The sequence below is a fragment of the Methylobacter svalbardensis genome, from assembly GCF_037671525.1.
GTDB lineage: Bacteria > Pseudomonadota > Gammaproteobacteria > Methylococcales > Methylomonadaceae > Methylobacter_A > Methylobacter_A svalbardensis.
This window is the reverse complement of sequence record NZ_JAWPOH010000019.1, coordinates 45063-70488: the sequence shown is the minus strand read 5'-3', so window position 1 is coordinate 70488 and position 25426 is coordinate 45063. Positions and strand designations below refer to the sequence as shown.

At 50.7% G+C, this 25426-nt stretch carries 24 protein-coding genes, 2 tRNA genes and 3 pseudogenes; 7 read left to right on the top strand and 22 right to left on the bottom strand.

What is annotated here, in order from left to right:
* Positions 1-339: 339 nt before the first annotated feature.
* From RW114_RS09680 to RW114_RS09625, 12 genes and pseudogenes are all read right to left on the bottom strand, one after another.
* On the bottom strand, positions 340-837 hold the full coding sequence (locus RW114_RS09680) for a hypothetical protein (RefSeq protein ID WP_340122544.1): 498 nt from the start codon (positions 835-837) through the stop codon (positions 340-342).
* Between the two features lie 40 nt (positions 838-877).
* Positions 878-1837 (bottom strand): vWA domain-containing protein, encoded by a 960-nt coding sequence (locus RW114_RS09675; RefSeq protein WP_340122543.1) that lies wholly within the window; start codon positions 1835-1837, stop codon positions 878-880.
* A 159-nt stretch (positions 1838-1996) separates the two neighbouring features.
* Complete coding sequence (locus RW114_RS09670; protein ID WP_340122542.1) at positions 1997-2557, bottom strand: MxaK protein; 561 nt, start codon at positions 2555-2557, stop codon at positions 1997-1999.
* A complete protein-coding gene (locus RW114_RS09665; protein ID WP_422614801.1) occupies positions 2554-3459 on the bottom strand; it encodes a vWA domain-containing protein in 906 nt (301 codons plus the stop codon). The genes RW114_RS09670 and RW114_RS09665 overlap by 4 nt, the downstream gene beginning before the upstream one ends.
* 70 nt (positions 3460-3529) lie before the next feature.
* A complete protein-coding gene (locus tag RW114_RS09660) occupies positions 3530-4411 on the bottom strand; it encodes a nonribosomal peptide synthetase MxaA (protein ID WP_340122540.1) in 882 nt (293 codons plus the stop codon).
* Entirely contained in the window at positions 4408-5244 is an 837-nt protein-coding gene (locus RW114_RS09655) for a DUF58 domain-containing protein (protein ID WP_340122539.1), read from the bottom strand. The genes RW114_RS09660 and RW114_RS09655 overlap by 4 nt, the downstream gene beginning before the upstream one ends.
* A gap of 284 nt (positions 5245-5528) precedes the next feature.
* A complete protein-coding gene (locus RW114_RS09650) occupies positions 5529-5945 on the bottom strand; it encodes a hypothetical protein (protein ID WP_340122538.1) in 417 nt (138 codons plus the stop codon).
* 33 nt (positions 5946-5978) lie between these two features.
* Positions 5979-6995, bottom strand: a complete 1017-nt coding sequence (locus RW114_RS09645; protein WP_340122537.1) for an AAA family ATPase — start codon at positions 6993-6995, stop codon at positions 5979-5981.
* Between the two features lie 120 nt (positions 6996-7115).
* A complete protein-coding gene (locus RW114_RS09640; protein ID WP_340122536.1) occupies positions 7116-7400 on the bottom strand; it encodes a methanol dehydrogenase in 285 nt (94 codons plus the stop codon).
* Between the two features lie 13 nt (positions 7401-7413).
* A complete protein-coding gene (moxG, locus tag RW114_RS09635) occupies positions 7414-7890 on the bottom strand; it encodes a cytochrome c(L), periplasmic (protein ID WP_340122535.1) in 477 nt (158 codons plus the stop codon).
* Positions 7891-7907: 17 nt separating this feature from the next.
* Positions 7908-8756 carry a methanol oxidation system protein MoxJ gene (gene moxJ, locus RW114_RS09630; RefSeq protein WP_340122534.1) on the bottom strand — a complete coding sequence of 283 codons (849 nt, stop codon included), beginning with the start codon at positions 8754-8756 and terminating at the stop codon, positions 7908-7910.
* A 61-nt stretch (positions 8757-8817) separates the two neighbouring features.
* Positions 8818-10632, bottom strand: a pseudogene (locus RW114_RS09625) (methanol/ethanol family PQQ-dependent dehydrogenase).
* A 334-nt stretch (positions 10633-10966) separates the two neighbouring features.
* Here RW114_RS09625 and RW114_RS09620 point away from each other — a divergent pair.
* Positions 10967-11514, top strand: a pseudogene (locus RW114_RS09620) (LuxR C-terminal-related transcriptional regulator).
* A gap of 90 nt (positions 11515-11604) precedes the next feature.
* Here the strand turns inward: RW114_RS09620 and RW114_RS09615 are convergent.
* The gene (locus tag RW114_RS09615; RefSeq protein ID WP_340122533.1) at positions 11605-12135 is read right to left on the bottom strand and encodes an SRPBCC family protein; all 531 of its coding nucleotides are present in this window, start codon (positions 12133-12135) and stop codon (positions 11605-11607) included.
* 218 nt (positions 12136-12353) lie between these two features.
* On the opposite strand from RW114_RS09615, the gene RW114_RS09610 reads away from it, so the two are divergent.
* Positions 12354-12430, top strand: a tRNA-Arg gene (locus tag RW114_RS09610).
* 16 nt (positions 12431-12446) lie between these two features.
* Positions 12447-12522, top strand: a tRNA-Asn gene (locus tag RW114_RS09605).
* Positions 12523-12592: 70 nt separating this feature from the next.
* On the opposite strand, the pseudogene RW114_RS09600 reads toward RW114_RS09605, so the two are convergent.
* The 9 genes and pseudogenes from RW114_RS09600 to RW114_RS09560 form a co-directional block, all read right to left on the bottom strand.
* Positions 12593-12760 (bottom strand): annotated as a pseudogene (locus RW114_RS09600) (IS1595-like element ISCARN94 family transposase); the annotation flags it as partial.
* A 316-nt stretch (positions 12761-13076) separates the two neighbouring features.
* Positions 13077-13967 carry a mechanosensitive ion channel family protein gene (locus RW114_RS09595; protein ID WP_340122532.1) on the bottom strand — a complete coding sequence of 297 codons (891 nt, stop codon included), beginning with the start codon at positions 13965-13967 and terminating at the stop codon, positions 13077-13079.
* A gap of 12 nt (positions 13968-13979) precedes the next feature.
* On the bottom strand, positions 13980-15401 hold the full coding sequence (locus tag RW114_RS09590) for a hypothetical protein (RefSeq protein WP_340122531.1): 1422 nt from the start codon (positions 15399-15401) through the stop codon (positions 13980-13982).
* A 49-nt stretch (positions 15402-15450) separates the two neighbouring features.
* Positions 15451-15777 carry a hypothetical protein gene (locus RW114_RS09585; RefSeq protein ID WP_340122530.1) on the bottom strand — a complete coding sequence of 109 codons (327 nt, stop codon included), beginning with the start codon at positions 15775-15777 and terminating at the stop codon, positions 15451-15453.
* Positions 15778-15805: 28 nt separating this feature from the next.
* Entirely contained in the window at positions 15806-16603 is a 798-nt protein-coding gene (locus RW114_RS09580; RefSeq protein ID WP_340122529.1) for a GMC oxidoreductase, read from the bottom strand.
* 167 nt (positions 16604-16770) lie between these two features.
* Positions 16771-19491: an MGH1-like glycoside hydrolase domain-containing protein gene (locus RW114_RS09575; RefSeq protein WP_340122528.1), complete on the bottom strand. Its 2721-nt coding sequence runs from the start codon at positions 19489-19491 to the stop codon at positions 16771-16773.
* A gap of 79 nt (positions 19492-19570) precedes the next feature.
* Entirely contained in the window at positions 19571-21565 is a 1995-nt protein-coding gene (locus tag RW114_RS09570; protein WP_340122527.1) for an amylo-alpha-1,6-glucosidase, read from the bottom strand.
* A 142-nt stretch (positions 21566-21707) separates the two neighbouring features.
* On the bottom strand, positions 21708-21902 hold the full coding sequence (locus tag RW114_RS09565; RefSeq protein ID WP_340122526.1) for a DUF2934 domain-containing protein: 195 nt from the start codon (positions 21900-21902) through the stop codon (positions 21708-21710).
* A gap of 150 nt (positions 21903-22052) precedes the next feature.
* A complete protein-coding gene (locus tag RW114_RS09560; RefSeq protein ID WP_340122525.1) occupies positions 22053-22505 on the bottom strand; it encodes a DUF6789 family protein in 453 nt (150 codons plus the stop codon).
* A gap of 188 nt (positions 22506-22693) precedes the next feature.
* Here RW114_RS09560 and RW114_RS09555 point away from each other — a divergent pair, with 188 nt between their 5' ends.
* The 4 genes from RW114_RS09555 (at position 22694) to RW114_RS09540 (ending at position 25252) form a co-directional block, all read left to right on the top strand.
* Positions 22694-23662, top strand: a complete 969-nt coding sequence (locus RW114_RS09555) for an MlaE family ABC transporter permease (protein WP_340122524.1) — start codon at positions 22694-22696, stop codon at positions 23660-23662.
* Complete coding sequence (locus tag RW114_RS09550; protein ID WP_340122523.1) at positions 23631-24029, top strand: hypothetical protein; 399 nt, start codon at positions 23631-23633, stop codon at positions 24027-24029. Before RW114_RS09555 ends, RW114_RS09550 begins: the two co-directional genes overlap by 32 nt.
* Entirely contained in the window at positions 24026-24676 is a 651-nt protein-coding gene (locus tag RW114_RS09545) for an ABC-type transport auxiliary lipoprotein family protein (protein WP_340122522.1), read from the top strand. The genes RW114_RS09550 and RW114_RS09545 overlap by 4 nt, the downstream gene beginning before the upstream one ends.
* A 132-nt stretch (positions 24677-24808) precedes the next feature.
* Complete coding sequence (locus tag RW114_RS09540) at positions 24809-25252, top strand: hypothetical protein (protein ID WP_340122521.1); 444 nt, start codon at positions 24809-24811, stop codon at positions 25250-25252.
* Positions 25253-25426 lie beyond the last annotated feature (174 nt).

Genomic DNA, 25426 nt, shown 5'->3' with positions numbered 1-25426 from the left:
TTGACGGACTACTTCATGTTTTATAATGAAGAGCGGCGTCATCAATCATTGGGCTATGAAACACCCAGTGTGGTTTACCAAACAGCTAGGGGTGGCGGTGCAATGATCGTGGATAAATACGGAGCGGCAGAAATATCAGTTCCCGTATAAAAAAATTGGGACAGCGCCATTCAGCTGGAGTGTGAACAGGGCTCTATCTTAAATTAAGGCATTATTTGTCTGGACAATGGGGTCCACTATACTAATCAACTTTAATATTGAAGTCAACACAGTAATATCTTCAAGTTCTTCATGTCCTTCATGGTGAAAATAAATGACATTTTTGGAATCAGCACCCGGTTAGCTCATTACCTTTGAATTCCAATGATGGCTAGCGGCAATGGCCACGATCGACAATAGCGCAAGTTGCCAGATATAGCTATCGAAATAAGCCACGCAAACCGTTATAAGACCCAGAAACAGTCCTACGAAAATACAGCGCCAATCTTTTTTTATGCCATCCAGATAAGTTGTTAACGCCAGTATTAACAGCATGATCAAACCGGCTTCTTCGTGGAAGATTCGTCCTGAATTGTGGTAGGCGTAAATCACAATGCCTGCGCACAAGCCGCCTGACCAATGCAGCAGCCGCTCGATAAGCGTCTTAAGATTATCGCCATGCTGCTTGAATCGATAATAGTCGGGGGCGATAGCGATAGCGGTAAACAAAAATATCATCACAAACCAATAATCGTGGCTGGTATGCCTATAGCTATAGCCGATGTAGGCGCCGAGCAGCGACAAAAGTAAACGCAAGGTAAAAAGATGATGGCTTGACAACAGGTTTTGTTTATTCATGAACTTTACTCAAGAGGATAGATAACGAACGATGGTTTATTTATGTCCAGAAAAATCGACGGGATTTATATATTCTGGGCAGATAGACGAGGCTTAACATCAGCAATGCCAGCAACGCCGGTTGCCAGCGAATATCTGTCTGCAAAAGTTTTTCAGTCGCCAGTTTCGGATTTTTTAATGTCCGACTCAGGTTTTGCAAATCGGTTAAGCGGGCGTAAGCCAAACCGGATTCCGCGCCCAGTTTTTCTAAATAGGTTTCCTGTAAAGCGGTTAAATGTTCGTTGCCGGTGGCGGCTTCGCTGCCAAACGGGGCATTGCGCGCGTTGTAGCCTTTGATTTGCGCCGGATCCAGGTTCGACTGTCCGAATGAAGAACGGTGCGGCACATCGTCATGGCTATAAAACCCGGTTTGTTGGCCTTGGCTGTCGAACTTGGGAATAGGCACGGCTTGCAAACCGCCTACGCCGATAATCATGCCTTTTGCTGGTGCTGTTAACGCTGAAAAATCAGCCTGGTAATTGGGATTAACCGGAGGCGCTTCCTGTCCGTCGGTAATAAAAATCACCGAACTGTCGCTTTTTTGCAGCATTTCAAGGGTACTCAGCAAACCTTTGGCAATATTACTGTCTGCCGCCCAGGCCATGCGCCAGTCGATTTTACTGAGGGTTGTATCTATTTCCGTATAGGCTGAACAAACTTCCAGCGGTTCGAATAACAGGGTTGAACGCCTTTCGGTGAACAGACCCAGACCGACTTTGGATTGACAAGGCAGGTCTCGCAACAATTCGTGCAGGGTGTGTTTAACAAACTGCAATCGGCTGATGGCCTGGTTGTCTTGTTGGTAGTCGAGTGCATTCATGCTGCGGGTAATATCGATAATAAAGGTGTAGTTATAGGTTGGCGTTTTTTGTTGTTTGTTGGGGGCTATAAACAGCACCAGCATGGCGATAAGCGCCGCCAGCAAGCACCCGATTCGATAATCTTTTAATGTAGTACTCATTGTTTTTTCGTTTTTGTTTTATTTGTTCCCACGCAACGTGTCACGCGTTGTAGGAGCGGGCCGTGCCCGCGATGAAGTAGTTACAATTCTGCAATCGCTGCCCAAATGTCGCGGGCGCGGCCCGCTCCTACGATGTCTTCGTGGTAAAAAATTCTAAAATCAAGGTAAGCCGCGCGGAAAACCCGGCACGGTTGTCCACAACTGCGATTTCTGATTGATCGGTCTGTCGTCGGGTATGTCGACCCTGTTCATTTCCGGTAACAAGCGCATGGCGACTTCAAGGTTATATTTGGCATCCCAGTTGCCGCTGTCCAATGCCAATGCCTGGCGATAGGTCTGTTTCGCCAATCCGGCCAAGGGCAGGGCTGCATTCATATTCATGGCTTTTGCCTGCTGTACGGCTTGTTCCAGATACAGGTTGCCGAGGTTGTAGCGGGCTTTGGCCTGGAAATTCCGATCGCCTTTGTCCATAACCAGGCTCAGGGTCGACAAGACCTCGTCGTAGCGGTGTTTTTGCTTGAAATAAAAAGCCCGCGCCAGTCGTAATTCCGGTTCGCCACTGATCACTTTGTTAACGGCCACATCCTTGCCCGAAATCAATTGCCGGATTAAATTATTGTCGTGATGAATGCCGTACAACGCGCCGACGCTGTAAACGAAAGCGGCCAAGCTGAGCGCCAACGCGGCCCACAGCGTAAAATGCCTGATTGTTCTTATCATCGTTTGACCTCACAAAATTTAACGCCCAGCAGAACCAGCAGTAACAGGGTTGCGTAGCTGTAGCAGGCTGCCGACAAATCCTGTTTGGGGATGCGTTTGAGATAGTGCATCGGCAGGTTTTCCAGCCGGTTGATGTCGGCAATCGCCTGTTTTAACGCGTCCGGGCTTTCCGCTTCATAAGCCTGATAGGGACTGCCCAGTCCCAGAAAAAACTTGTGCAGATACAGTTCGGGCATGGCCCCAGCGTTGTCATCCCGGCTGTCTTCAGGCTTGTCGAAAATGCCTGGGCTGTTGGCGGTGCGCAGAAAAATCCAGTACAGGCGGACTTGTTGCTGTTTAAACCAAAGCCGCAATTTCTGTTCTCTGTCGTGATCGATCGCCGCCGCGCCGTCCGAAACCAGCAGCACGATACGCGAGCCGGTGACCGGTTGTTGTTCAAAAAACGAGATGGCCATCCCCAAGCCTTTGCTGACATGGGTAAAGCCCAGCGCCGGTGTCGCGGTCGCCGCAATCGCCGCCTGCACCGCGTTTTTATTTTCGGTCAGCGGCATCACGAATAACGGCGAAGTGCTGTATTCCGCGACCCCGATCAAATCGTTTTGCCGCTGTTTGACAAAATCGGTCAATAAGCGCCGCGCCGCCGTGGCCTTGGATTCATCGGTGCCATTCGGCGCGCGTCCGGCAAAGGTGTTATCCATGCTGCTGCTGCGATCCAGCAATAACACGATATGCGCGCCGTGACCGATCCGCTCGATGCGTTGTTCGGTGCGATGCAGACCCGCGATGCCCAGCACTAACCCGGCGATTGCGGCGACGGCGCACAGCCGCAAACAGCAGACGATAACAACCGACAGCGTATCCGCAGGTATCAACGCCGTCCACGGCGCGGGGCTGGTACGCATACCGTTATTGAACAGCGGCAACAGGGCCAGTAACAGGCCGGTCAAAGTCCAGGGGTATTAACCGCCAAATTCATCGGCTGCCCCGCTCGATTTTCCGGCATTGCTCGCAGAGGTCTTTTATTTGTTGCAAGTCCTGCGCTACGGCAATCATGCCGTCGGAAAAAAAATAACGGTTGGAGTAGGTGAAGAATCCAAGCAATTGGGTGTTTATTTGCAGATATTCCGGGTTGCGCCGGTAAAAATCGCTCAAGCGGTTAGCAAACAGCGGCTGTCCGTTGAGGTTGTTCAAGGCGTGATGGACAAGGGTCAAGGCTTGCTCCATGTCGGCTTTAGACAATCCCTCCAACTTTCGTAATGCCCGCTTGAACACGGTGCGTCGCAGCATGTTGGGATAACAGCCGTATAAATAACCCAAATAGGCCGCTATCAGTACGGCAACGCTCAGGCTGGCGGCCAAGCCGTATAAAGCCTGGGTGTCTGTCAATAACGGCGGCGGGCTGTCGGGGCGCATGTATTCACCCTGTTCAGTTTGGCGCACCACCAGCTCCCTGAGCGGGGACGGGGTAAAAGTCCAGGCGGGGACGTTTTTACCGACACTTTTTTTACCCTGGCTGAGCTGCACGGTAAAGCCGGGCAGGGTTAACGACTTAACCTCCAGCGGCGCGTAAAAAACCTGGTACAGCAAGTCGATTTGATAACGCTGCCCGCTTTGCTTAACCGTGACCCGGTTCAGGTTCAGCCAGCGGTTGATTTGGCCTTTGGCCGGTAAGCTGCCGGTTTGCAAGGTGATGCCTGAACGGGTTTCAATAATGATGCGCTGGGGAATTTCATCGCCGTTAACGTAACCGAACGGGCGCGGCGTTTCGACGTTAAAGTAACTGACAGGCTCATTGATCGAGCCGGAATAGGAACAGCCCAGCAATGACAACGCCAGGACTAATACGATTCTCATGCGACCCTCTGCTGCAAATAACGATTAACGGTTTGGATGCTGTAGCGTTCGGTAATAAACAAGGGCTCACTGCCAAAGGCCCTGAAAATATGTTTCAGGTCGTTTTGGCGTTTCCGATAGGCGGCGACTATTTTTTGCCGTAAGGACGGACGCATAAACAGCGTGCGGGTCGCATGGTTTTCCATGTCCTGGAAAGAAATCAGGCCCCAGTTGGGCAAGGCGGCGTATTCGTCCTGATTCCACAACACCAGCGGGATCACGTCGTGACCTTGCAGCGAACCTAATAGGGCGCGCAACTGAGGCAGCGGAAAATGGCAGTCGGATAGCAAAAATACCAGCGAGCGCTCGGCAGGCAGAAAGGCAACGGCATTTTGCAGTCCTTTTGCGCTGCCGGTAAAGGTCAGGCCTTCCAGTTGTTTGGCCAGTGCCGATACCCGTCCCAAATGTTGACCGGCGGGAAGCAGCCAGCGATGCTCAATACGCTCGGTGCAGCCGATAAAGCCGAATTTATCGCCGTAACCGAAGGCCGAGTTGGCAGCGGTCAGCAAAAACCGAATCAGGGTTTGTTGTTTATCGGCATAAGCCATTGATGCCGACATATCGGCAAGCAGATAGACGTTGACGGTGCTTTGCTGCTGATAGACGCGCACCCGATAGCCTGAAAACGGGTCGAGCACGCTGGCGCGCAAGTCTATGCGTCTGGGGTCCGGGCTGGCAATAAGCGGCTCGTGGCGTTTGAACAACTGTCCGGCGCCGATCATTTGTCCGGGATGTGCTCCCGGATAAACGGAGCTTGATTGCCAGGGTAAGCGATAATGTAGCGTTTCGGTCATGGGTTTTTTACGGTATTTTTCTTGGTTTATGCATCAAGGTGGATGCTATTAAGTTTGTCCTCATTCCCATGCGCTACGTCACTGCCATTAATTAAGAAATGCGCTGGTTACGCTGGTTCCCAAGCTCCAGCTTGGGAACCCAGTGAGCAAAGCTCTAGCTTTGCGAGCCGGGAAGCTGGAGCTTCCCGTACTAAATTCCCAAGCAGGAGCTTGGGAACTAGCACAAAGTGGTTATATTTAGCTAACGCAAAACGTTTCGGACGGGGCAGCATGCCCCGTCCGGCTCAGTGCTTTGATTTTTGCTTCGTCATCTCAACGCAACCGACCGTCGCATCTTCGCCAGACTCGACATAGCAGGCGCTGATGCGGTCGGTACCGTGAATGCGCCCATGATTGTAGCCCTTGCTATCGACGCCAACCCAGGTAAACGAGGTATTGTCGGGATAGATGACACCAGAGAAATATTTAGTGCCCGCTGAATAGGTAAAATATCCCTTAAACAAGCGCCCCTTCTGTTCTGTGATCTCAATCGTCTTAGTCCAGGCCAAGTAACCTTTTTTGTCGGAATAAGTTTTGTTTTCGCCAGTCCATATGCCCATGAGATTAGGTGTACTCACATCGGTCCGGGCGGGAGAGGAGCAGCCCCCAATGCATGTTAAGACAAGCGCGATGAGCGCGAAATTCATAATTGAGTTACTCATTGATAATCTCCTATTACGGCCTAATCCCGACATTTAAGACGCCGCCACTTGATTTAAAATCCCTTCGACCAATTCGGGCAGCAGCTGTTCTTTCCTGTAGGCATACATCGGGTTTAAAAACAGCCGATGCGTCATGCAGACTGGAAAAAGCGCTTGCAGATCTTCCGGCAAGACATGATCCCTGTGTTCCAGCCAGGCGCGGGTTTTGGCGGCGCGGATCAAGTAACTCATGCCGCGCGGACTGGCTCCGGCCATTAATAATTGCGGCATTTCGACGTCGCTTAATTGCACGCCGTATTGTTGCGGCTGATGCGTGGCTTTCCATAAACTCAGTGCGTAAGCATGGAGTTTGGGGCTGGTCCGTATGCGTTGTTGCACCGTTTGCGCCAGCTCATTGAGCTGGTAGTAAATACCGCTGTTAGTGACACCGCGGATTAATTGATCGGTATCATGAAAGCGCGGATTAAACATCAACTCATCCAATTCAGCATCAGCGCTGGGCATATCGATGTTGATTTCCATCATAAACCGGTCTTTGGCGGCGGCGGGCAACTCAAAGGTTTCTTCCTTTTCGACGCGGTTGCGGTCGACAAAAACCTGTATATGCGGCAGTGCATAGTCACGGTTAAAGGCGTTGATGCTGCGTTCGGCCATTGCTCTTAACAGCAAGGCATGGACTTGCGGGCGGGCGCGGTTGATTTCGTTGAAGAAGAAGGTGGCGAGTGTGTTGCCGTGTTTCAGCAAAGGCCCCGGATCGACACACGGCCGGCCTTGGTCGTTTAAATAGGTGTAATAGATCAAGTCGGCGGGCATCAGGTCAATGGTGCCTTCAATCCGTTGGTAATCGCCGCCCAAGCCTTGGGCAACCGCTCTTAACAACGTGGTTTTACCGACGCCGACATTGCCTTCCAGTAATACATGGCCTCGGGTAAATACGGACAGGACGATATGCCTGACCGCAGGCTGTAGGCCGATAACGGTTTGATTGATCTGTTGCTCAAACTGTAACGCTAGTTCACGCCAGTCGGTAAGTTGGATGTCTGTGTTCATTTTAGTTTTGTGCTAGTTCCCAAGCTGGAGCTTGGGAACCAGCACAAAAAAGGGCATAAGATGCAAACAGACTCATAAGGGGACGAAAGGTTGGAATGCATTTATGCCCAAAACAAATCATTACTCGATGTCGTCTACGTCAAAAACAAATTTGCCGGTCTTGGCCAGATTTTCCTGGCGAATTTTATTGCGCTCTTCCATTTCTACAATCGATTGCGCTTGTTTATTGAGTTCATTGACATCATGTTTCGGGTCATATTTGCTGCCGGCCACTTTTTCAGGATAGCCCGGCTTGGGTTCCCAACAAACTCCCGGTTCGCTGCAATTTTGGCCGTCGTAAGCGCTAACCGTATAGGACATTACTGCCAGCATTAAACCTGCATTCATTAAAAACATTTTTTTCATGTGTTGTTCCTCTCTATTTTTTTAACCACTTGGCTTTTTTCGGATCACCGGTATAGATATCCCGTATCCAGGACATAATCATCAGCATTTCATCGGTCGATAAGTTGACATATTGCGGTCCCATCATGCCTTTGGCGCCGCCAAACAAGATTTCAAATAAACCTTGGTCTTTAGTAGCAGACGGATAGGTCCAGTAATCATCGGCCAGTCCCGGCCCTAATTTTCCTTCGGCTTCATGACCGTGACAGCCGGAGCAGGCCGGTAAATAAAGGTCATGACCTTTTTGTATGGCTTCTTTATCGCCGTTATAAGGGTTCTTGCCGGTCTCCTTAAATTGCTTGAAAACGGTCTCGTTGCCGCCCGATTTGGCAACGCTCATATCCAGCGGTTCACCGGTAATGGTATTGCGAAAGGTTATTTCTGCTACAGCCGTCGAGCTGATCAGCGTAAGGCTGACAGCGGCTACGGCTAATAATTTTTTTCTGTTCATGGTTAAGACCTGTTTCTTTATGATGCTTCAGGGGTATCGGGTTCATCAACTAATGGAATGCCTTCATCTTCCAGCACCTCGGTTATTTCATCCCGATTGTCTTCAATAACCTTGTTCAACTGAGCCAGTAAGGTTGGATCGTTTTTTCGAACAGCCATTGATGTACTGTAATGAGAGCCGACTTTTTGACCATCGGCACGTACGTTATCATCGGGAATCAGCGTTATCATCAGCGGTGTGGTCGATGCTTTGACATAACGTGCAGCAGAGGGCCCCCAAAGGGCGGCAATCTCGGCATGACCTGATGAAATTTCGGTGACCAGTTTCGAGGTTTCGTATTTGATGTACTGGTTGCGTTTGGATTTAAACCCCACCAGCTCCTGGGAATAATTGAACATGTCGTTATAACGCCCGATAGCTCTCATCATCACCTCCGGTGGCGTACCGGGTACAACAGCGATGCGTTTTGCTTTGCGTAACGCCGCGCTATCCCAGTTTTCCAAATCCAGGTTATCGGCTTCGCGCGAGATAAAGACATAGCCGGAACGGTAATAAGGCTGAGTGGTTAACACTCTGGGGTCGCCTTTATCAACGCCCATTGCTACATCGCACAGTCCTTTATCCAGCGTGTCGCGGATGTAGTAACGCGGGTCGGTCCAGCCAACGTATTCGACTTTTCTGCCCAGGGCAGAACCGACCAATTCCGCCAGTTTGTTCTTAAAGCCTTCGCCTGCCTTATTGGAATAAGGCATTTCGTTTTCCGCCGCGCAAACCTTTAGCGGTTTGTTTTGTTCAGCCTTGGCCTGGGATATTGCTAAGCTGGTTCCCAAACACAAAGCCGTTATGAACAACTTGTTTGAGTGCATATTTATTCTCATTTAATGCCGGTTTAAATAGGTGCGGATAAATCCGCACCTGCATGCAGTTTTAATAGCCTAATGCGAAGACCATCACGCCACCGCCTTGTTGCGTGTAGTGGGCCAGTTCTTTAAATGCACCGACTGCGCCCAAACCTGCGGTAGGGTCTTGCAAGTCGAACACTAAACCGACACCGGGCCAGCCGCCGACACCGTAGTAAATCGCCACATATTGTTTGCCTTTGTGTCCGAAGGTAATCGGATGGCCGATAACGCCGGAAGGCAGTTTGAATTTCCACAATTCTTTACCATTCCTGGAATCCAGTGCTTTGATGTGACCGTCCAAGGTGCCGTAAAAAACCAGATCACCCGCTGTTGCGGTGGTGCCGCCCCATACCGCAAATTTTTCCTGGATTTCCCATTCGAATTTACCGGTAACGCCATTCATCGCTTTAACTTGTCCCAAGGTGCCTTTAGGCCCCGGATACATGTTCAGCGTCGCGCCGACAAAGAACTGACCGGCGCGGTAAGGCAGCATGAACGGTTCCCAGTCCATGCAGATATGGTTGGTGCCCATGAAGAACAGTTTTTTGTTCGGATCGTAAGATTCGATGCCCTGGTTGTGGTAACCCATGGCGGACGGACAAATGCCTTTGGCTTCATGATCCATGTGGGTCGAAAACTCAGGATCGCGAACCGGCAGGCCGGTTTTTAAATCGACTTTTTTAACCCAGTTGACGGTATCGTCAATTTTGAAGGCATTGACCAAGTCGCCGTTTTCGCGGTTCAGGGTATAAACCAGACCGTTGCGGTCGGGATGGGTCAGCAGTTTGGTCATTTTGCCGTCAACGAGCTGCTCGGATAAGCCCATGTAGTTGACGCCGGCATAATCCCATTCGTCATGAGGCGTCTTCTGGTAACCGAATTTTGCCTCGCCGGTGTTGATGTCGCGGCCCCAGATGGTCATCGTCCATTTGTTGTCGCCGGGACGCATGGTTTCATTCCACGGCGCTGGGTTGCCCGAGCCGTAATAGAGCATGTCCAGGTCGGGATCGAACGCATACCAGCCCCAGTTGGTGCCGCCGCCGATTTTCCAGGCATCGCCTTCCCAGGTTTTAAGGCCCAGGCCGAATTGTCCGTAATGGGGATTGTGGCTGTTGAAATCTTTCGCGAGTTTTATATCTTCATCGGGGCCGGTCGCGTAAACCCGCCAGGCTTGTTTTCCGTCTTTAATGTTATAGGCGGTGGCGTAACCTCTTACGCCCAGTTCCGCGCCTGAGCTGCCGACTATCACCAGGTTTTTGGCGACAAACGGCGCTATGGTCAGCGTAGAGCCCATCGCAATATCGGAATTTTCCATTTTCCACAACAACTCGCCGGTCTTGGCATTTAAGGCAACGACATGGCCGTCCAGTTGATTCTGGAAAATAGTCGCCGGATAACCGTCACCGGCAGGCGCATAAGCCAAGCCCCTGTTGACCACGTCGCAGCAGGCTACGGCGCGGGCAGCCGGATTTTGTTTGGGTTTGTGTTCTCATAAAATCTTGCCCGGCTCATCCAGATCAATGGCAAAAATATTGTTAGGGTAGGGCGTATGCACATACATAATTCCGTCGATGACCAGGGGTCCGCCTTCATGTCCGTTCAAAACCCCTGTGGAAAACGACCAGACCGGCTGTAGATGCTGAACGTTGTGGGTGTTAATCTGGGTCATTTCACTAAAGTGACTGGCACTGTAGTCTTTGGTCTGCATGACCCAGTTAGTGTCCTCTTTCGACAGTCTATCCAAGGCTTTATTAGCCTGTGTCGGCATCGAAGCTGTCAATAAGGCACCGCTACAAACAGCTGACGCGACAGCGGTGCGCGTGAATTTGGAAATCCGCATAGTTCCTCCAGGGTTATGATTGTTGTGCTTATAAAAGCTAAAAGCCCAGTCCGTGCGTATCAATAAAGTTTCTTTATGACAACCAGCTCACTTGATCAAAACGTTTGCCCTGCTTCATTGAGATGCAGGACTAAGCAGGCGCTCATAGTACGGGAGACATCACTTGCAACGTTACGGAATAAACCCAAAAATCAGCGGGAAAAATCCCGGAAATGGACAAGAAAACTTCCTTTGCTGTGTGACGGGATAGAACAGGAAAAGCTCCTATCGATTTAGCGTTTATAAACAGGCATGATGTCCGTTTTGATGCGTTTTTGGAGCAAAAGCAATGGCAATGGCGGGTAAGATTAGTGTGTTATTGGTCGATGACCATGCTGTGGTGCGGACAGGTTACAAAGCCTATCTTTCCTTATCCGATAAAATCGGCCAGATTTATGAGGCAGATCGGGGCGAAACGGCTTGCCAAATGTACATCCAGCATACACAATGAACTGGTCTATGTGACGCGGGCGCTTGCGGCCGGAGCCAAGGGCTATATCACCAAAAGCAGTGTGCCTGAAACGCTGGTTACAGCGGTGTATAAAATAGCCCGGGGCGGTTACCTATGTCGATCCTGAAATTGCCCAGCAACTGGCTGTTTATATGATAGGTGAGCAGGACGAATCGGAAAAAATCAAACTGCTTTCCCCTAGAGAATTCGATGTATTCTGTCTCTTGGCGAATGGCTATACCGCTCGAAAAGCGGCGGAAAAGCTGTGTTTGAGTTATAAAACCGTCTGTAATCACGGCACTGTCATTAAGGAAAAAATAGGTGCAGAAACGCTGGCTGAACTGACCTTGCTGGCAAGTCGTCAAGGCCTGATTGAAGCGCGCGAAAATTAATCATAAAAAAGACGAAAGTGAAAGGCGAAAGGCGAAGGGCGAAGGGGCGAAAAACATCTGTCGTTATTTGCCTTTCGCCTATAATATTTTTTAGTTTTCCAGCTTTTGTTTTAGTCCCGTCAAACCGTTCTTAAAAAACGCATTCATGGCTTTAACTGCTGCCGCATCATTCAGGCTTTCAGGTGGAGTGTTGCCGGTATCGCCACGGTAGAAACGGCTTTTTAGGGTAACCACGCTGGTATTGGCATCGTCCCCTGCTGTTACCTGAAGGTTGGTGGTGTAAGAACTGACCGGAAATACCGTTACATTTTCGGTTTTAAGCCGGTAATTGTATTCATGATCTTTGTCGCTGTAATAATCCAGGCTTTCTACCAGTTGTCCGTCATTTTTCAGAGTAAGGGTTCTAATACCGTCAGAAGCGTTTTTTCCATCACCTGAACTGGCTTTGACATCGGGATGCCAGCTTGCAATGGCATCAAATTGCTTGATTACATTCCAGACTGCGTCGACAGAGGCATTAATAGTGATGCTTTCTTTGGCTTTTTGTGGAGTTGGTCCGTGAGCAAGAGAGGTAACGGGGAACAATAGGAAACTCAATAATAGTAAGGGTAAACGGTTCATATCAGTAATGTCATTAATTAAAATGGTTCATTATTCATAAATCCGAGTAAAATGTATTGAGTGATTTTCCTGATAATGGTCGGGAATCTTTCATTTTTTACTGAGCCCTGAACGAAAAACTAATAGCCCTAAAGTGTTTTTTTCTAAAATTTAAAAGATTGCTAAAATTTATAGTTGACAGGAGTCTGGGTAAAAAGCATAATAAGCAACTCAGTACGGCGCCTGTAGCTCAGCTGGATAGAGTACTCGGCTACGAACCGAGCGGTCGGGAGTTCGAATCTCTCCAGGCGCACCACACTGAAAAAGTTTATTCCCCTGTAGCTCAGTCGGTAGAGCGGATGACTGTTAATCATTAGGTCGGCGGTTCGAGCCCGTCCGGGGGAGCCAAAAAAATAAAAGCCTTACATGAAAATGTAGGGCTTTTTTTATGTCTGATGTTTTTCGGATCATGGCAGGGTCATGTTTCAAGCCATGTTGAGAGTAATCTTGAGTATGGTTGGCTTAAAAAATACACCCGGAACCGTCGGTTGAAGCGATTGGCGAACGCCGCCAAATAACGCGAGGCCTATTTGGTGAAATCAAAAGCATGATAAGCACCACCCAGGCTGGTTTTTAGAGTTCCCAGTTCAGCGCGTCAGGATTTTTCGCAGCTAAAATGGATTCATCCGATTTTAGCTGCGAAAATGACTTGGCAATAAAGATTTGGATTCCTTTGCTCGTGATCGGTGGACGGCAGGATTTACTCGGCTTCTGGAAGGTCACTTGCGGGCAACTTTCGGCAGAGGGTATCCGAATGCCGACTTCCAGATTATTACCTTTATATGCGTTCAGAAGATATGTCGGCTAAGAGAGTATGAACAGGCGTAATCAAGGGCCTCAGATGCTGTCATAAAGCCGTCCCTGACAGATTCACGGCATCCCCTGATGAATATGAACCGAACTCATGAGCGGAAAGAAGAGCCCTCTTTTACATGCACATCGCGTTGCGGGAAAGGTATTTCGATACTTTCTTCCCTAAAGGCGGCATTGATCGCAAAGCACAGATCGCTGAAAACCTGCGCCCTGTTATCAATGGATCGGATAAAGCAGCGTAGTTCAAGATGAAGCGCGCTGTCACCAAACCCCGTCATTAATACCACAGGAGCAGAAACCTGATTGCTCTCGGTAATGACCATGTCGTGTTGATGCGCGACGGCGAGCAGGATGACTCGAACCTTTTCAAGGTCGGAACCGTAGGCGACGCTGATAGGGATTTTGATCCGTCCCGATGAATCATGCAACATCCAGTTAGTGACCTGGCTGGAAATGAGCTCTGAGTTGGGCACTATGATATGCGAACCGTCAAACGTTCTGAGTTGAGTCGAGCGGATACTGATCCTGTGGACAAAGCCTTCGATGGCGCCGACGAGAATCCAGTCTCCGGTGCGAATAGGGCGTTCGATCAGCAAAATAAATCCGGAAATAAAATTATTGACGATATTTTGCAAACCGAAACCGATGCCCACCGACAAGGCGCCTGCGATAATGGCAATATTCGCAAAACCTACTCCCGCTAAGGACAGCGCGACGAGTAGAGAGACGGCAAGCCCCAGATAACCGGTAACGGTAATCAGCGCATCCCGTGCGCCACGTTCGATCCGTGCATTACTTAACCAGCCCGGCACCACGTTTTGTTTAAACCAGCCGGAAAAAGCAAATAGCAAGGAAAAAGCCAGCAGGGCGGCCGCAATCTGTAGCGGGACGACGCGAAAAGAACCGATCCAGAACCCCTCCTGCAGAAAAGTCACGATCAGATCGAGACCCTGATGCGACAATCCCCACACCCAAAGCACCCAGAGTCCGAGTCAGCTCCAGATCGCCGCACTGAAGATAAGCCGAATCCAGATCAGACCGGGAATATGATCCGGATCTTTTAACCCAAAGTGACGGCGAAGCCGTTTCTGCCAGGGTTGATAACCGGAATCCATACCGTCGAACAAATCGGTTATCAATGTGTTAATAAACCAGATGATGCCGAAACCCGATAAGGATCCCAGCAATCCGGTCATAGTAAAAATTGAAAGATTGCGATAACCCAGCCATTCGGAGCCCAGTGCAAAGATCAACGCGGCGAGCAGCAACAATCGTATTCTGTACGTGCCGCCCAGGGAAGGGATACGGCCAATGGACCATAGTATCCAGATCAGATTGAGGAACAGAAAAACGCCATAAAAGGCTCGTGCCAACAAGTATTGAGTTTCCAATAAGGCATCTGAAAAACCGGAAGCGAAAAATAGTAGCCCCAGAAAACCTAAAGCCAATAGTCTTTTTAAATGTTTGGCCAAGGCCAGCGCCGTCATATCATCCATAGCCAGATAAGGACTCGCAGGCGGGTCAGGATGCAGCATAGCGCCGGCTATGCTCAGCGCCAGCGTATAACCCAACAGGCCGTAAGCCAATTGAGTGATAAAAGGCATCGGTGCGAAGGGCAAAACACAGCTTAAAAAGATTAGGGCCGCCACGTTTGCGCTGATGACCGGCAATAACCGGACGCTGCAACTTTTCAGCGCCAGCAAAAAACGGGTGCATTTATCGACACAGGTTTTCTTTTTTGCCGCCATCCAGATTTGATAAAAACGCCGCCCTACAAAAAAGCCCAGGACAACTGAAGATAGGAGCGCTACCAGATCGGTTCCGGTCAATAATTGCAATCCGCTCTGCATCATTAAAAGGCGTTGCGACAATTTCCACCAGGCTTCAGGATGGCTGAAATTGTCCTGAATGAGCTCCCTTACACTGAGGCCTTTAATCAGGAGTTTTCGAGTCAGAGTGGCTTGTTCAATGGCGGCGGCTTTTTCCTTGATCTCTTTGACTTGAATCAGGATAAATTGACAGGCGGCAAGACGTTTTTCGAGAGCTTCGCGTTCTTGGACGAGATCGGCTTGAGCCAGGCTGACATCATTCGCTGCTTTGCTTAGTTTCGAACCCAGGGAATCAATATCCTGTTGACGTCGTTGTGCAACTGCTTCAGTTTCCGCGACGCAGTCTTGAGCCTGTTCGCGAATGGGCAGAAGTTTCTTATTGATTTCCTCAAGTCGGTCAGTATCCAGTTCCTGATCGACAGCCGATTGGAGCGTCTTGTCGGCTGATTCAAGAGCGGATTTGGCCGACTCCAACCAGGCTTCACTGTAGACTCCGAAAGACCATGACGGACTTGAATACAACAACAGCACTAATTGTAAAACAAGATGTAGCGGGAAAATATTGATGGAATGAATAGCTTTCATAGCACAGTGAATGTTGAAGTTCGGCGGTCAGTACGCGAATTAGATAGCCCTAATTCATGTTCCTTAGGGGGTTAGTCAATAGCATTGCGTGTCCGTCCGGATCACGGATCATGAATGCGCTTGAATAACCCAGTGTATCTTTCGGTAAATCAATTGCAGCATTGGATACCGGATAGGATTTTACGTTGGCTAAAGTATCCTTAATAACCGCGGCATCGGAAAGGGTTGCTTGAACTTGCCAGTGCCATAGATCATTGGCCTGGGTATCAGGCGGCATGATCCGACCGCTGTTCGGTGTCCGATATTCCAGCAGTTCGATGCCGGGGCCGCCGTGAGAAGCTCTGAGCGCAGTGATGTGCAGGCGGGCTCCGAACACATTGTTCAGGCGTTGCCATAATTGTCACTTATAGCGCGGCAAGATACCGGCCAAGGCGCAGTCCCCAGGCATAAATAGTCAAGCCCGGGTTGACCCGGCTGGAACGCGGCAATACGCTGCCGTCCGCCACATACAGGTTATCGAAACCGTGTACTTTGCCGTCGGCATCGACGACAGACAATGCGGGGTCGTTACCTGTCACCATACTGCCTAAGGCATGAGCGGTTGCGGCCAGTCCCATTTGTTGCGATACGCTAAAAAAACCGGCTTGTAACAGCCGGGTTTTAAACCCTCGAATGATGGCACGATGCTCGGCGACAGAGGCTGGAACCCGTTTTAGGTCATAATCCAGCATGGGCCGATCTCCCGTATCCCTGTCGGCCAAGATACGATTGTCCGGGCTTGAGCCGTCTTCAGTGGTGACAAAAAAACCGTAAGCCCTTGCGCCCAACGCATTGGTTACGAACGTGGGCAGCCACAGCGGCAATTGCGTGGACAGTATTTCGACGTCCATCCAGCCGAGGCATTGCACGCTGCTATGCGGGAAAGCGTCGTTAAAAAAGATCGCGGTTTTGCGTAACACATCCCGTTGCGGGAACAGCGAGAACCCGAGCAAGGCGCTGTTGATATGCAGTTTGAAATGTGCGCCCACCAGCGGAGCCGAGGGCAGCGTTTTGTCCAGTCCGCTTTGTTGCAGATGTTTTTGCAGGATGCGTGGCGAAGACATCGCGCCCGCGGCAAGAATGACTGTGTCTGCGTAATAGCACACACCATCGGCACTACAGACACCCGTGATTCCAGCCGGATTATTTTCGTTTGAAAGCAATGCGGCGACTTCTTTATAGGGCAGCAGTTGAAACAGCGGGTTATCAAAGAGACATTTTGCACATTAAAGACATGGGAAACTCCTCGTTAAATTTTAAAAAATTAGAATGGCGGTTGCGGTTCCAATAGTTGGTCGAGCTGGATGTTCAAACCTTACAAAAAATGCAATCAAGACGTCGGATCGGCATTCGCCGCCAATAAATTTGCCACCAATCCAGTCCATCCGGTCTGGTGTGATGCGCCTGCGCCGCTGCCGTTGTCGCCGTGAAAATATTCATGGAACACGATGTAATCTTTAAAGTGCGGGTCGTTCTGCAATTTTTCGTTGTCGCCGAATACCGGCCTGTGCCCTTGTCCGTTTTTACGGAAAATACGGGTCAGCCGCAGGGATAGCTCGTCGGCAACCTCATTGATTGAAAGATACTGTCCGGAGCCGGTCGGGCATTCAATCTTGAAGTCGTCACCGTAGTAGGTGTCGAAACGCCTGAGCGAGGTGATCAGCAAATAATTGACCGGAAACCAGATCGGCCCGCGCCAGTTGGAATTGCCGCCGAATACGCCGGATTCTGATTCGGCAGGCTGGTACTTCACTGTCAACGACTGACCGCCGCCGGAAAATACATAAGGATGATCGAGATGGGCGCGCGACAGGGAACGCACGCCGTAATCGGACAGGAACTCGGTTTCGTCCAGCATGCGGCGCAAAATTTGTTTCATCCGGTGGCCGCGCAGCAAAGACAACAGGCATCGGTTGCCGCGCCCAGGTTCGTTCCAATGCGATACCAGGCCGGCCAGATCGGGCCGGTAATTCAAAAACCACTCCAGCCGCCGTTTGAAGTCCGGCAGTCGTTCCAGCATTTCCGGTTCGATAATTTCCACCGCGTAAAGGGGAATGAGTCCGACCATGGAGCGGACTTTGAGCGGGGTCATCTCGCCATTGGGAAAGCGCAGCACATCATAAAAAAAGGCGTCCTCTTCATGCCACAGGCCGATGCTTTGATCGCCGATATTGGTCATCGCTTTGGCGATATAAAGAAAGTGTTCGAAAAATTTGGTGGCGATATCTTCATAAACCCGGTTATGCAGCGCCAGTTCCAGAGCGATACGCATCAGGTTAAGACAATACATCGCCATCCAGCTGGTGCCGTCGGCCTGATTGATATAGCCGCCGGTAGGGAGAGGCGCGCTGCGATCGAACACGCCGACATTATCCAGCCCCAAAAAACCGCCCTGAAAGACGTTGTTGCCGTCGGCATCCTTGCGATTGACCCACCAGGTGAAGTTGAGTATTAACTTATGCATGACCCGTTCCAGAAAATCGAGGTCGCCGATGTCGCCGTTGGCTTCGCATTCGGTCTTGTAAACCTCCCAGGCGGCCCAGGCATGCACCGGCGGGTTGACATCATCCAGCGCCCATTCATAAGCGGGGATTTGCCCATTGGGGTGCATATACCAGACCCGCGTCATTAGCAGCAGTTGATCTTTGGCGAAAGCCGGATCGATCATCGCCAGCGTGACGCAGTGAAAGGCCAGATCCCAGGAGGCATACCAGGGGTATTCCCATTTATCCGGCATCGAGATGATGTCGGCGTTGTTCAGGTGCTGCCAGTTCTTGTTGCGGCCTTTATGGCGCTCAGGATCGGGTTTGGGTTGGCCGGGATCGCCGTTCAGCCATTGCGGAATATCGTAATAATAAAACTGTTTGCTCCAGATCATACCGGCGAAAGCCTGGCGCTGAATCATTTTGGCTTCCGGGTCTTTGATATTGTTTTGAATGCCGTCATAAAAGGCATCGGCTTCGCGTAATCGGGTGTCGAACACTTGATCGAAATCGCTGAAAGCCTGGGCATTAGGCGTGCGGGTTAAGCGCAGACGAACTTCCACTTTCGACTGTGCCGGGATGGGAAACTTGAAATGACCGCAGGCTTTGCTGCCTGTTTGATCGGGGTTAACGGCATCGGTTTGATTGCGGATGACGGCATCATGAAAGGCATCTTTAACATAACCTTTCGCTTCCATGCCATACAGCTTTTTACCATTGGTGTCGTTATCACAGAACAAAAGCTCCGGTGCGTCGTCGAGATAACAATGATATTCACCCAGGGTGTTATGGTTAATGACAATCGCATCGGTCCCGGTTGCCGACAGCGCAGGCTTGTCTTTGTCGATCCCCCAGCTCCAGGTGTTGCGAAACCACAGTTGCGGCAGAATATGCAGCGGAGCGGCATCGGCTCCCCGGTTATGGGCGGTGATGCGCATCAGAATGTCGTCGACATCGGCTTTGGCGTATTCGATGAACACGTCGAAATAACGGTCGTCATCAAATAGGCCGGTATCGAGCAATTCAAACTCCGGCTGATCCTTGCCGCGTTTTCCGTTCTCCTCAACCAGCGATTGGTAAGGAAAAGCCTGCTGCGGATATTTATAAAGCATTTTCAGGTAGGAATGACTGGGCGTGGCGTCAAGATAATAGTAAAGCTCCTTGACGTCTTCGCCGTGATTGCCCTGGTCATTGGTCAAGCCGAACAGGCGCTCCTTAAGAATGGGATCCTGTCCGTTCCATAGCGCCAAGCCCAGGCAGAGGCGCTGGGTAATGTCACTGATGCCGGCTATGCCGTCTTCACCCCAGCGGTAAGCGCGGCTGCGGGCGTGGTCGTGGCTGAAATAATCCCAGGCCTCGCCGTGTGCGCTGTAGTCTTCGCGTACCGTTCCCCATTGGCGTTCGCTCAGATAAGGACCCCATAATCGCCATGCGCCCGTCGCGCTGTTGCTCTGCGCGAGAATGCGTTGTTGTTCCGCTGCCTGGATGGCAGTGTGCTGCTTTTTTGTAGCGTTGGACAGACTATCTCGTTTGTTTGCGCTGGGTGTGTTCTTTGTCGATATGGCCATGGTGTGTCCTGTTTGCGTGGTGTTATGGTTTCAAGCGGTTGTTATCGGTTTTTTGAACTCACCAAGACAGCAATGATGATTAGCGCTCATGCAGGTTCAGCCAGGCACGCAAAATTTCCGCGACGCTCCAGGCCTGGGCAAAACAGCCGCGTGGTGTAAAGGGCGGCTCAGCATCAAAAATTTCGCTGACTTGACCGATGCAGGCATCGGCAAGATGCAACCCCAAGGGATCAAGAAAGGAACGGGCTTTTTCGGCATCCTGGTAAACGCGATAATGGGCGTCCACAAACGGGCCGATGAGCCAGGTCCATACGGTGCCCTGGTGATAGGCGCTGTCGCGTTGTGCCGGATTGCCCTGATAATAAGGCGCATAGCCTGGCTCGCCCCTTGCCAGACTGCGCAGGCCGAAAGAAGTCAACAGTTCACGGGCGCAAAGATCGACGATGGCTTTGCATTGCTGTTCGCACAGCGGACTATGCGGCAAGGAAACCGCAAAAATCTGGTTGGGCCGCAAACGACTGTCGTAGTTGTTGCCATCAGCTCCCTGATCGCCCTCAGTACCGTCGATGACATCGTATAAACAGTTTCCGGCCGGATTCCAGAAGCGTTGAAAACTGTCTTTTACCTGTGTGGCGGCAGTCTGATAGTCGCGTGCCTGCAAGGTGTGGCCGAATTGCCCGGCAAAACCCGCCATGATCTTCAATGCGTTGTACCACAAGGCATTGATCTCCACGCATTTGCCGATGCGCGGCGTAACCACCCAATCGCCCACTTTGGCGTCCATCCAGGTCAGTTGTAAGCCGTCTTCACCCGCCGCGAGCAGACCATCGTTCAAATCGACCTTGATGCCATAACGGGTACCTCGTCGATGCCAGTCGATAATGTCGGCCAGCACCGGATAGAGTTCTTCACCCAAGGTAATGTCGCCGCTCATTTGCGTGTATTGATCGATGGCATGAAAATACCAGAGCGTTGCATCGACCGTGTTGTATTCCGGTTCCGCTCCGTTATCCGGGAAGCGATTAGGCAGCATGCCTTCGCTGACATGGGCGGCAAAGGTGCGTAGTATCCCGGCGGCAATGTCGAAGCGGCCTAAAGCCAGTGTCAAGCCGGGCAGGGCGATCATGGTATCGCGGCCCCAATCGGCAAACCACGGGTAACCGGCGATCACAGTCTTGCCTGCCGGTAGGCCGTGCTGATAACGATCGACAATAAATTGTCCGGCGGCCAAAGCCAGTTGCTTAATCCAGCCGGCCGCATCGGTCGGCAGGGATTGAAGCACAGTCAGCTGTTGCTCGCGTAGCTGCTGTTGTACGGTCGTAAAATCTTCGGTAATGCTCAATTCATCGGTGATCACCACAGCCGCCTGTTCGCCTTCGCCAAGGCTCAGGGTAAAACGGCCGGGGCGAAACAGGTCTTCGCTATCATCCAGGCCACGGACTGTTTCAGCGCGATGCTTAAAATTCCAGTACCAGACCGGGTCGGGTATAAAAACAGCCTGTTCACAACTGAGTCGATAGGCGCATGCCTCTGAGAATGCGTTGACCTCAAAACCATGCACAATCTCGCGTAGACCTAAATTCCATCCGCCATGACTATGGCTGTGGTAATCCCGGTAAGTGCATAGCGGCGTCAAGTCCACTATCAGTTCATCACTTGCACGTAGTACCTGTAGGTTGACATAGGTTGTATTCTGTCCCGGTTTCATGACGATGCGCTTTTCAATCAATGCATCGGCAACGGCATAGCGCCAGACAGGCAGGCCGTTATCGAGATGAAAAGACTCCAGATGAACATAACCTTTTGGCGCTACCGTGCCGTCGACAAATTCATTGCAGAATAAGGGATATTCCCGGCCGCGATAGCGTACGGTAATATCCAGTTTAGCAACCAGCAAGATTCGAACTGCCGGGGGTTCCAAAGCGGCCACCAGCAGACCGTGATAACGTCTTGTATTGGTTTCGCAAACTGTGCCGCAAGCAAAGCCGCCGATGCCGTTGGTTATCAGCCACTCCCGTTCGACAGCTCGCTCAAAGATTCCGCAGTCGCCGGATCCCGGTTTAAGTTGAGTCATATGTCCTCTGTCGTCAACCAAAGCTGGAATTGACGGTTATGTTTATTAACGTAGTTCGTAAGTCGTGTTATTAGCAGGGCGCCCCCCCGACGACCTGTGCACTAAAGTGTCGGGGCGCGCAACTCTAACCTGACCTATATGACTAAACCTGCTGAGACCGGTTATGGCATTGGTTGCTTACCTCTAGTTCGGCTTCAAGCCAGTCTTCCATTTCATAGCCCGCTGCAAAACCTCTTTTTTCGGCTTTAAAATAAGTGCGCTCTGTAACCATTTTCACGTTGTTGTCCGGATCGATACCTTCAATAGGAGTATTTTGTTGCGAATTACTGTCAGTCATCTTCTTCTCCTAAATAGAGTTTGTTTGTGTTAGGTCGTTCATGCCCTTCGACTACGCTCTGGAGAGCCGTAGTTGGACTCACAACGACGTTTTAAGCGGGCCACTGGTGTTAAGTCGTGCCGGATTGGTGGTTAACGAGACGGGTTAAGCCTAAGCCAGGCTTCGGTGTGCGCTGCAACAGCTATCTGCTCCGCCTGCAATAACACCGAGCAATCCGCCATAAACCAGATGTCCCATTAACGCCGCCATGACCGCTTTTATACCTCCGATTTCGGACATGAAAAACCCGGCGCCAGCCATCGGCATGACCATGGTTTCGGCGATCAGCCACAGGATTAAGCCCCAGGGCATGCCTTTAATAAGGGGGCCTCCCGGCAGCAAGCGGAAAACAAGAAGGGCGTAGATCAGCGGGAAAACAAGAACGCCGAGCATGATATGAGCCGCCATGCCTAGCGCGTAGACACCGCCCATCATGTTGCCGAGCATGGCCGCGATGTCCATCGGTTGTCCTACCATCATGGGAGCGGCAAAACGCATCATTAATGACATCATCAGGGTTCCGACGATGCCGCCGAGTATTGCTTTTATGATATTTGGGTTCATTTTTTATCCTTTCATTAAGTGATAGCTATCTTGAAGCAGCTGATATTTAGTCCCGGCAAAACCTTATTCCTTACAAAAGATATTCAAAAAATAACGTAACTCGTTTTAAAGAGGCGGATATGTAAGATTTTTACTCGGATAACGACTATTAAGTGAAAGCGCTTAACAGAAAAATGAGCCTGAACACAATGAAAACTCATTTCAATCAACCGTTGCCGTGGCTAGGGCGAGTAAGTTTTATGACTGATAAGGCAGTAAATAAAGGCGTACCGCCGTCACTGAAAGTGCGTGGGGAATCCGGCAGCAAGGCTATCGTGCTGACGGGTTCCTGGGATCTGCGCAATCTGGCGGCAGCGCCTGATTTGCGCAAGGCAATCAAACATTATGCCGCTGCAGGGAATATTCAATGGGATATTAGCCAAGTTGGCCTGCTTGATAGCGCCGCCGCTTTTATTCTCTGGCAAAGCTGGGGTGAAAAAATACCGGCGGGTGTGCAAATGCGTTCCGAGCATCAACGTTTGTTTGAACACTGGCATGGCCGGAAAATTCCCATGCCCAAGCCCGCAAGGGTGGAACTATTCGCGGCGGTTCACTATACGCTGGGCTTGATTCAGGGTTTTGGCTTCCATTTGGCAGCCTGGTTGACGCTATTCGGGCGGTTGATTTTAGACTTGGGCTATTTGTTGCAACACCCTCGCGCGGTACCCTGGAAAGAAATTTCTTTTAATGTCTATCAAGCCGGCGTCCGGGCCCTGGGCATTACCGCGTTGGTGGGTTTTTTGGTCGGCGTTTCCATGAGTTACCTGTCCGCATTGCAACTGCAAAAGTTTGGTGCGGAAATTTATATTATCGATTTGCTCGGACTCAGTGTTATCCGGGAATTGGGGCCGATGTTGGCGGCCATTCTGATCGCGGGCCGCTCCGGCTCGGCCATGACCGCTGAAATCGGCATTATGCGCGTCACTCAGGAACTTGATGCGTTGTCGGCCATGGGTATTTCCCATTCGGTACGCCTGGTTCTGCCAAAAGTCATCGCACTGGCTATCGCGATGCCGCTGCTGATTGTCTGGACCGATACCCTTGCCCTGATCGGCGGCATAGTTTCCGCCCAGCTGACCATGGATATTGGTTATCAGGCTGCAAAACCGGGCCGATAAAACGCTGGCCGGTTTTTCCGCGTTGACGGCAGACGCGCGGCGAACGCTGTCACATGTCGATGCACTGACCGGAGAGTTTAACAACCTGAGCCGGGATATGAGGAAAGAGCTGAAAACAATGACGGAAAAAGCCGGAAATCTGGCCGAATCCGGTACCGCCACCAGCAACATGCTGGTGCAAACCACACTGCCCAGGGCCAATGTCTTAATGGTTGAGTTACAGGCAACGACTCGCCGGTTTAAGCGTGTTGTTTCAATGCTTGAAACCGATCCGCAGGCGTTTCTTTTGGGCGCCGGTCAAACACAAGCAGGTCCGGGTGAATCAGGTTTTGACGACCCGATGGAACACACTGAGGTGACAAAATGAAACAATTTATCGAAAAAGGCCGTAGGCGCAAGCTACTCTTCCCCGACAGGCGGAAGTCGCCCGCGCGCTATCGCAGCAACGTGAGCCGTGCTCTGTTATGGTCACTCCTGTTAATCAGCGCGGGTTGCACTCTGGGCACTAAGCCCGTACTGATTACGCTTCATGATCTGGGGCCTGCGCACCACCCGGAAAAGACAGTTTCGGCCAGTAGTTTGGACGCACCGGTCTGGTTATGGGATGACCGGATCCGCTATCGCTTACTCTATGCCGATGCCACAGCGATCCGCTTTTATACACAAGACCGTTGGGAGGCGCCACCGCCGACGCTGCTGGAGCCTTACTTAAGCTTCATTGAAAAACGGCAAGATATTATGTTACAGATACGGCTGACAGAGTTTGAGCAGCAATTCGATACTCCCCAAAAATCCCGGGTAATTTTAGGATTGCAAGTAGAAGCCCGTTCGCTGAATAATAATCAGGCTATCGGTAAACGTGACTTCAGACTGGAGCAGGCGACTGCAACTGCTAACGCATCCGGGGCCATTAATAGTTTTACAGCATTAACGCATCAGGCCGTAGCCGAAATTCAGGACTGGTTGTTGGAAATTTCTTCTGATGGAACAGTTAACCGGGAGCACCAAAAATAGGCGCTTCGCCAAATGCGCCTATTTTTGGTAGGCGAAGCATTGGATTTACGGGCAAATGATTTGTATTCAATAAATCAGGGTAAGGGTGTGTTATTCCTGTACGTCTGAATATTATTCAATTAGAATTGAAGCATGGCACTATTCCGCAACATAACATTTCAGCGCATACTGAGTTTGACCTTTTTATGCACTGCGCTGCTTTCACAGACACAGATACTTTATGCCTGTGAGCTGATGGATGGCAAACCGAAACTGGTTTGCTGTTGCGGCGAGTCCATGTCTGATGGTTACCCGATGAGTGAATCTTGCGCCATGCAGAAAAATACCGATGAAGGCCGTTGTTGTGACGTGAGCCAGGATTCATTGACGGATGTGGTCATGACACACAGCTCTTCAACGGCTGATTTCCTGACCTTGTTGCTGGACGGACCACAGCCTCCGCCGGTCATTGACTATCAGGAATTATTGCCCGCTTCTCCGCAGGCCAATCTCAGGCTTGCAATTCCTCCGCATGAACCGCTGCTACTGAGTAGCGGCAAACAAACGTATCTGCTCACCGGTCGTCTTCGACTATAAACCGGATTCCTCTCTTTGCAATCATCTATTCACCGGCGAATTTAGGCTGGTGTGTGTCTGATGTAACACGTCCACTGTAAAACACCTGATTCCTTTTTGTGCCTTCCAGACCACCGGTCTGTATGGCGACGAAGGACATTATCCGTATTTGCAGAGTCGGCTTACATCTGAATT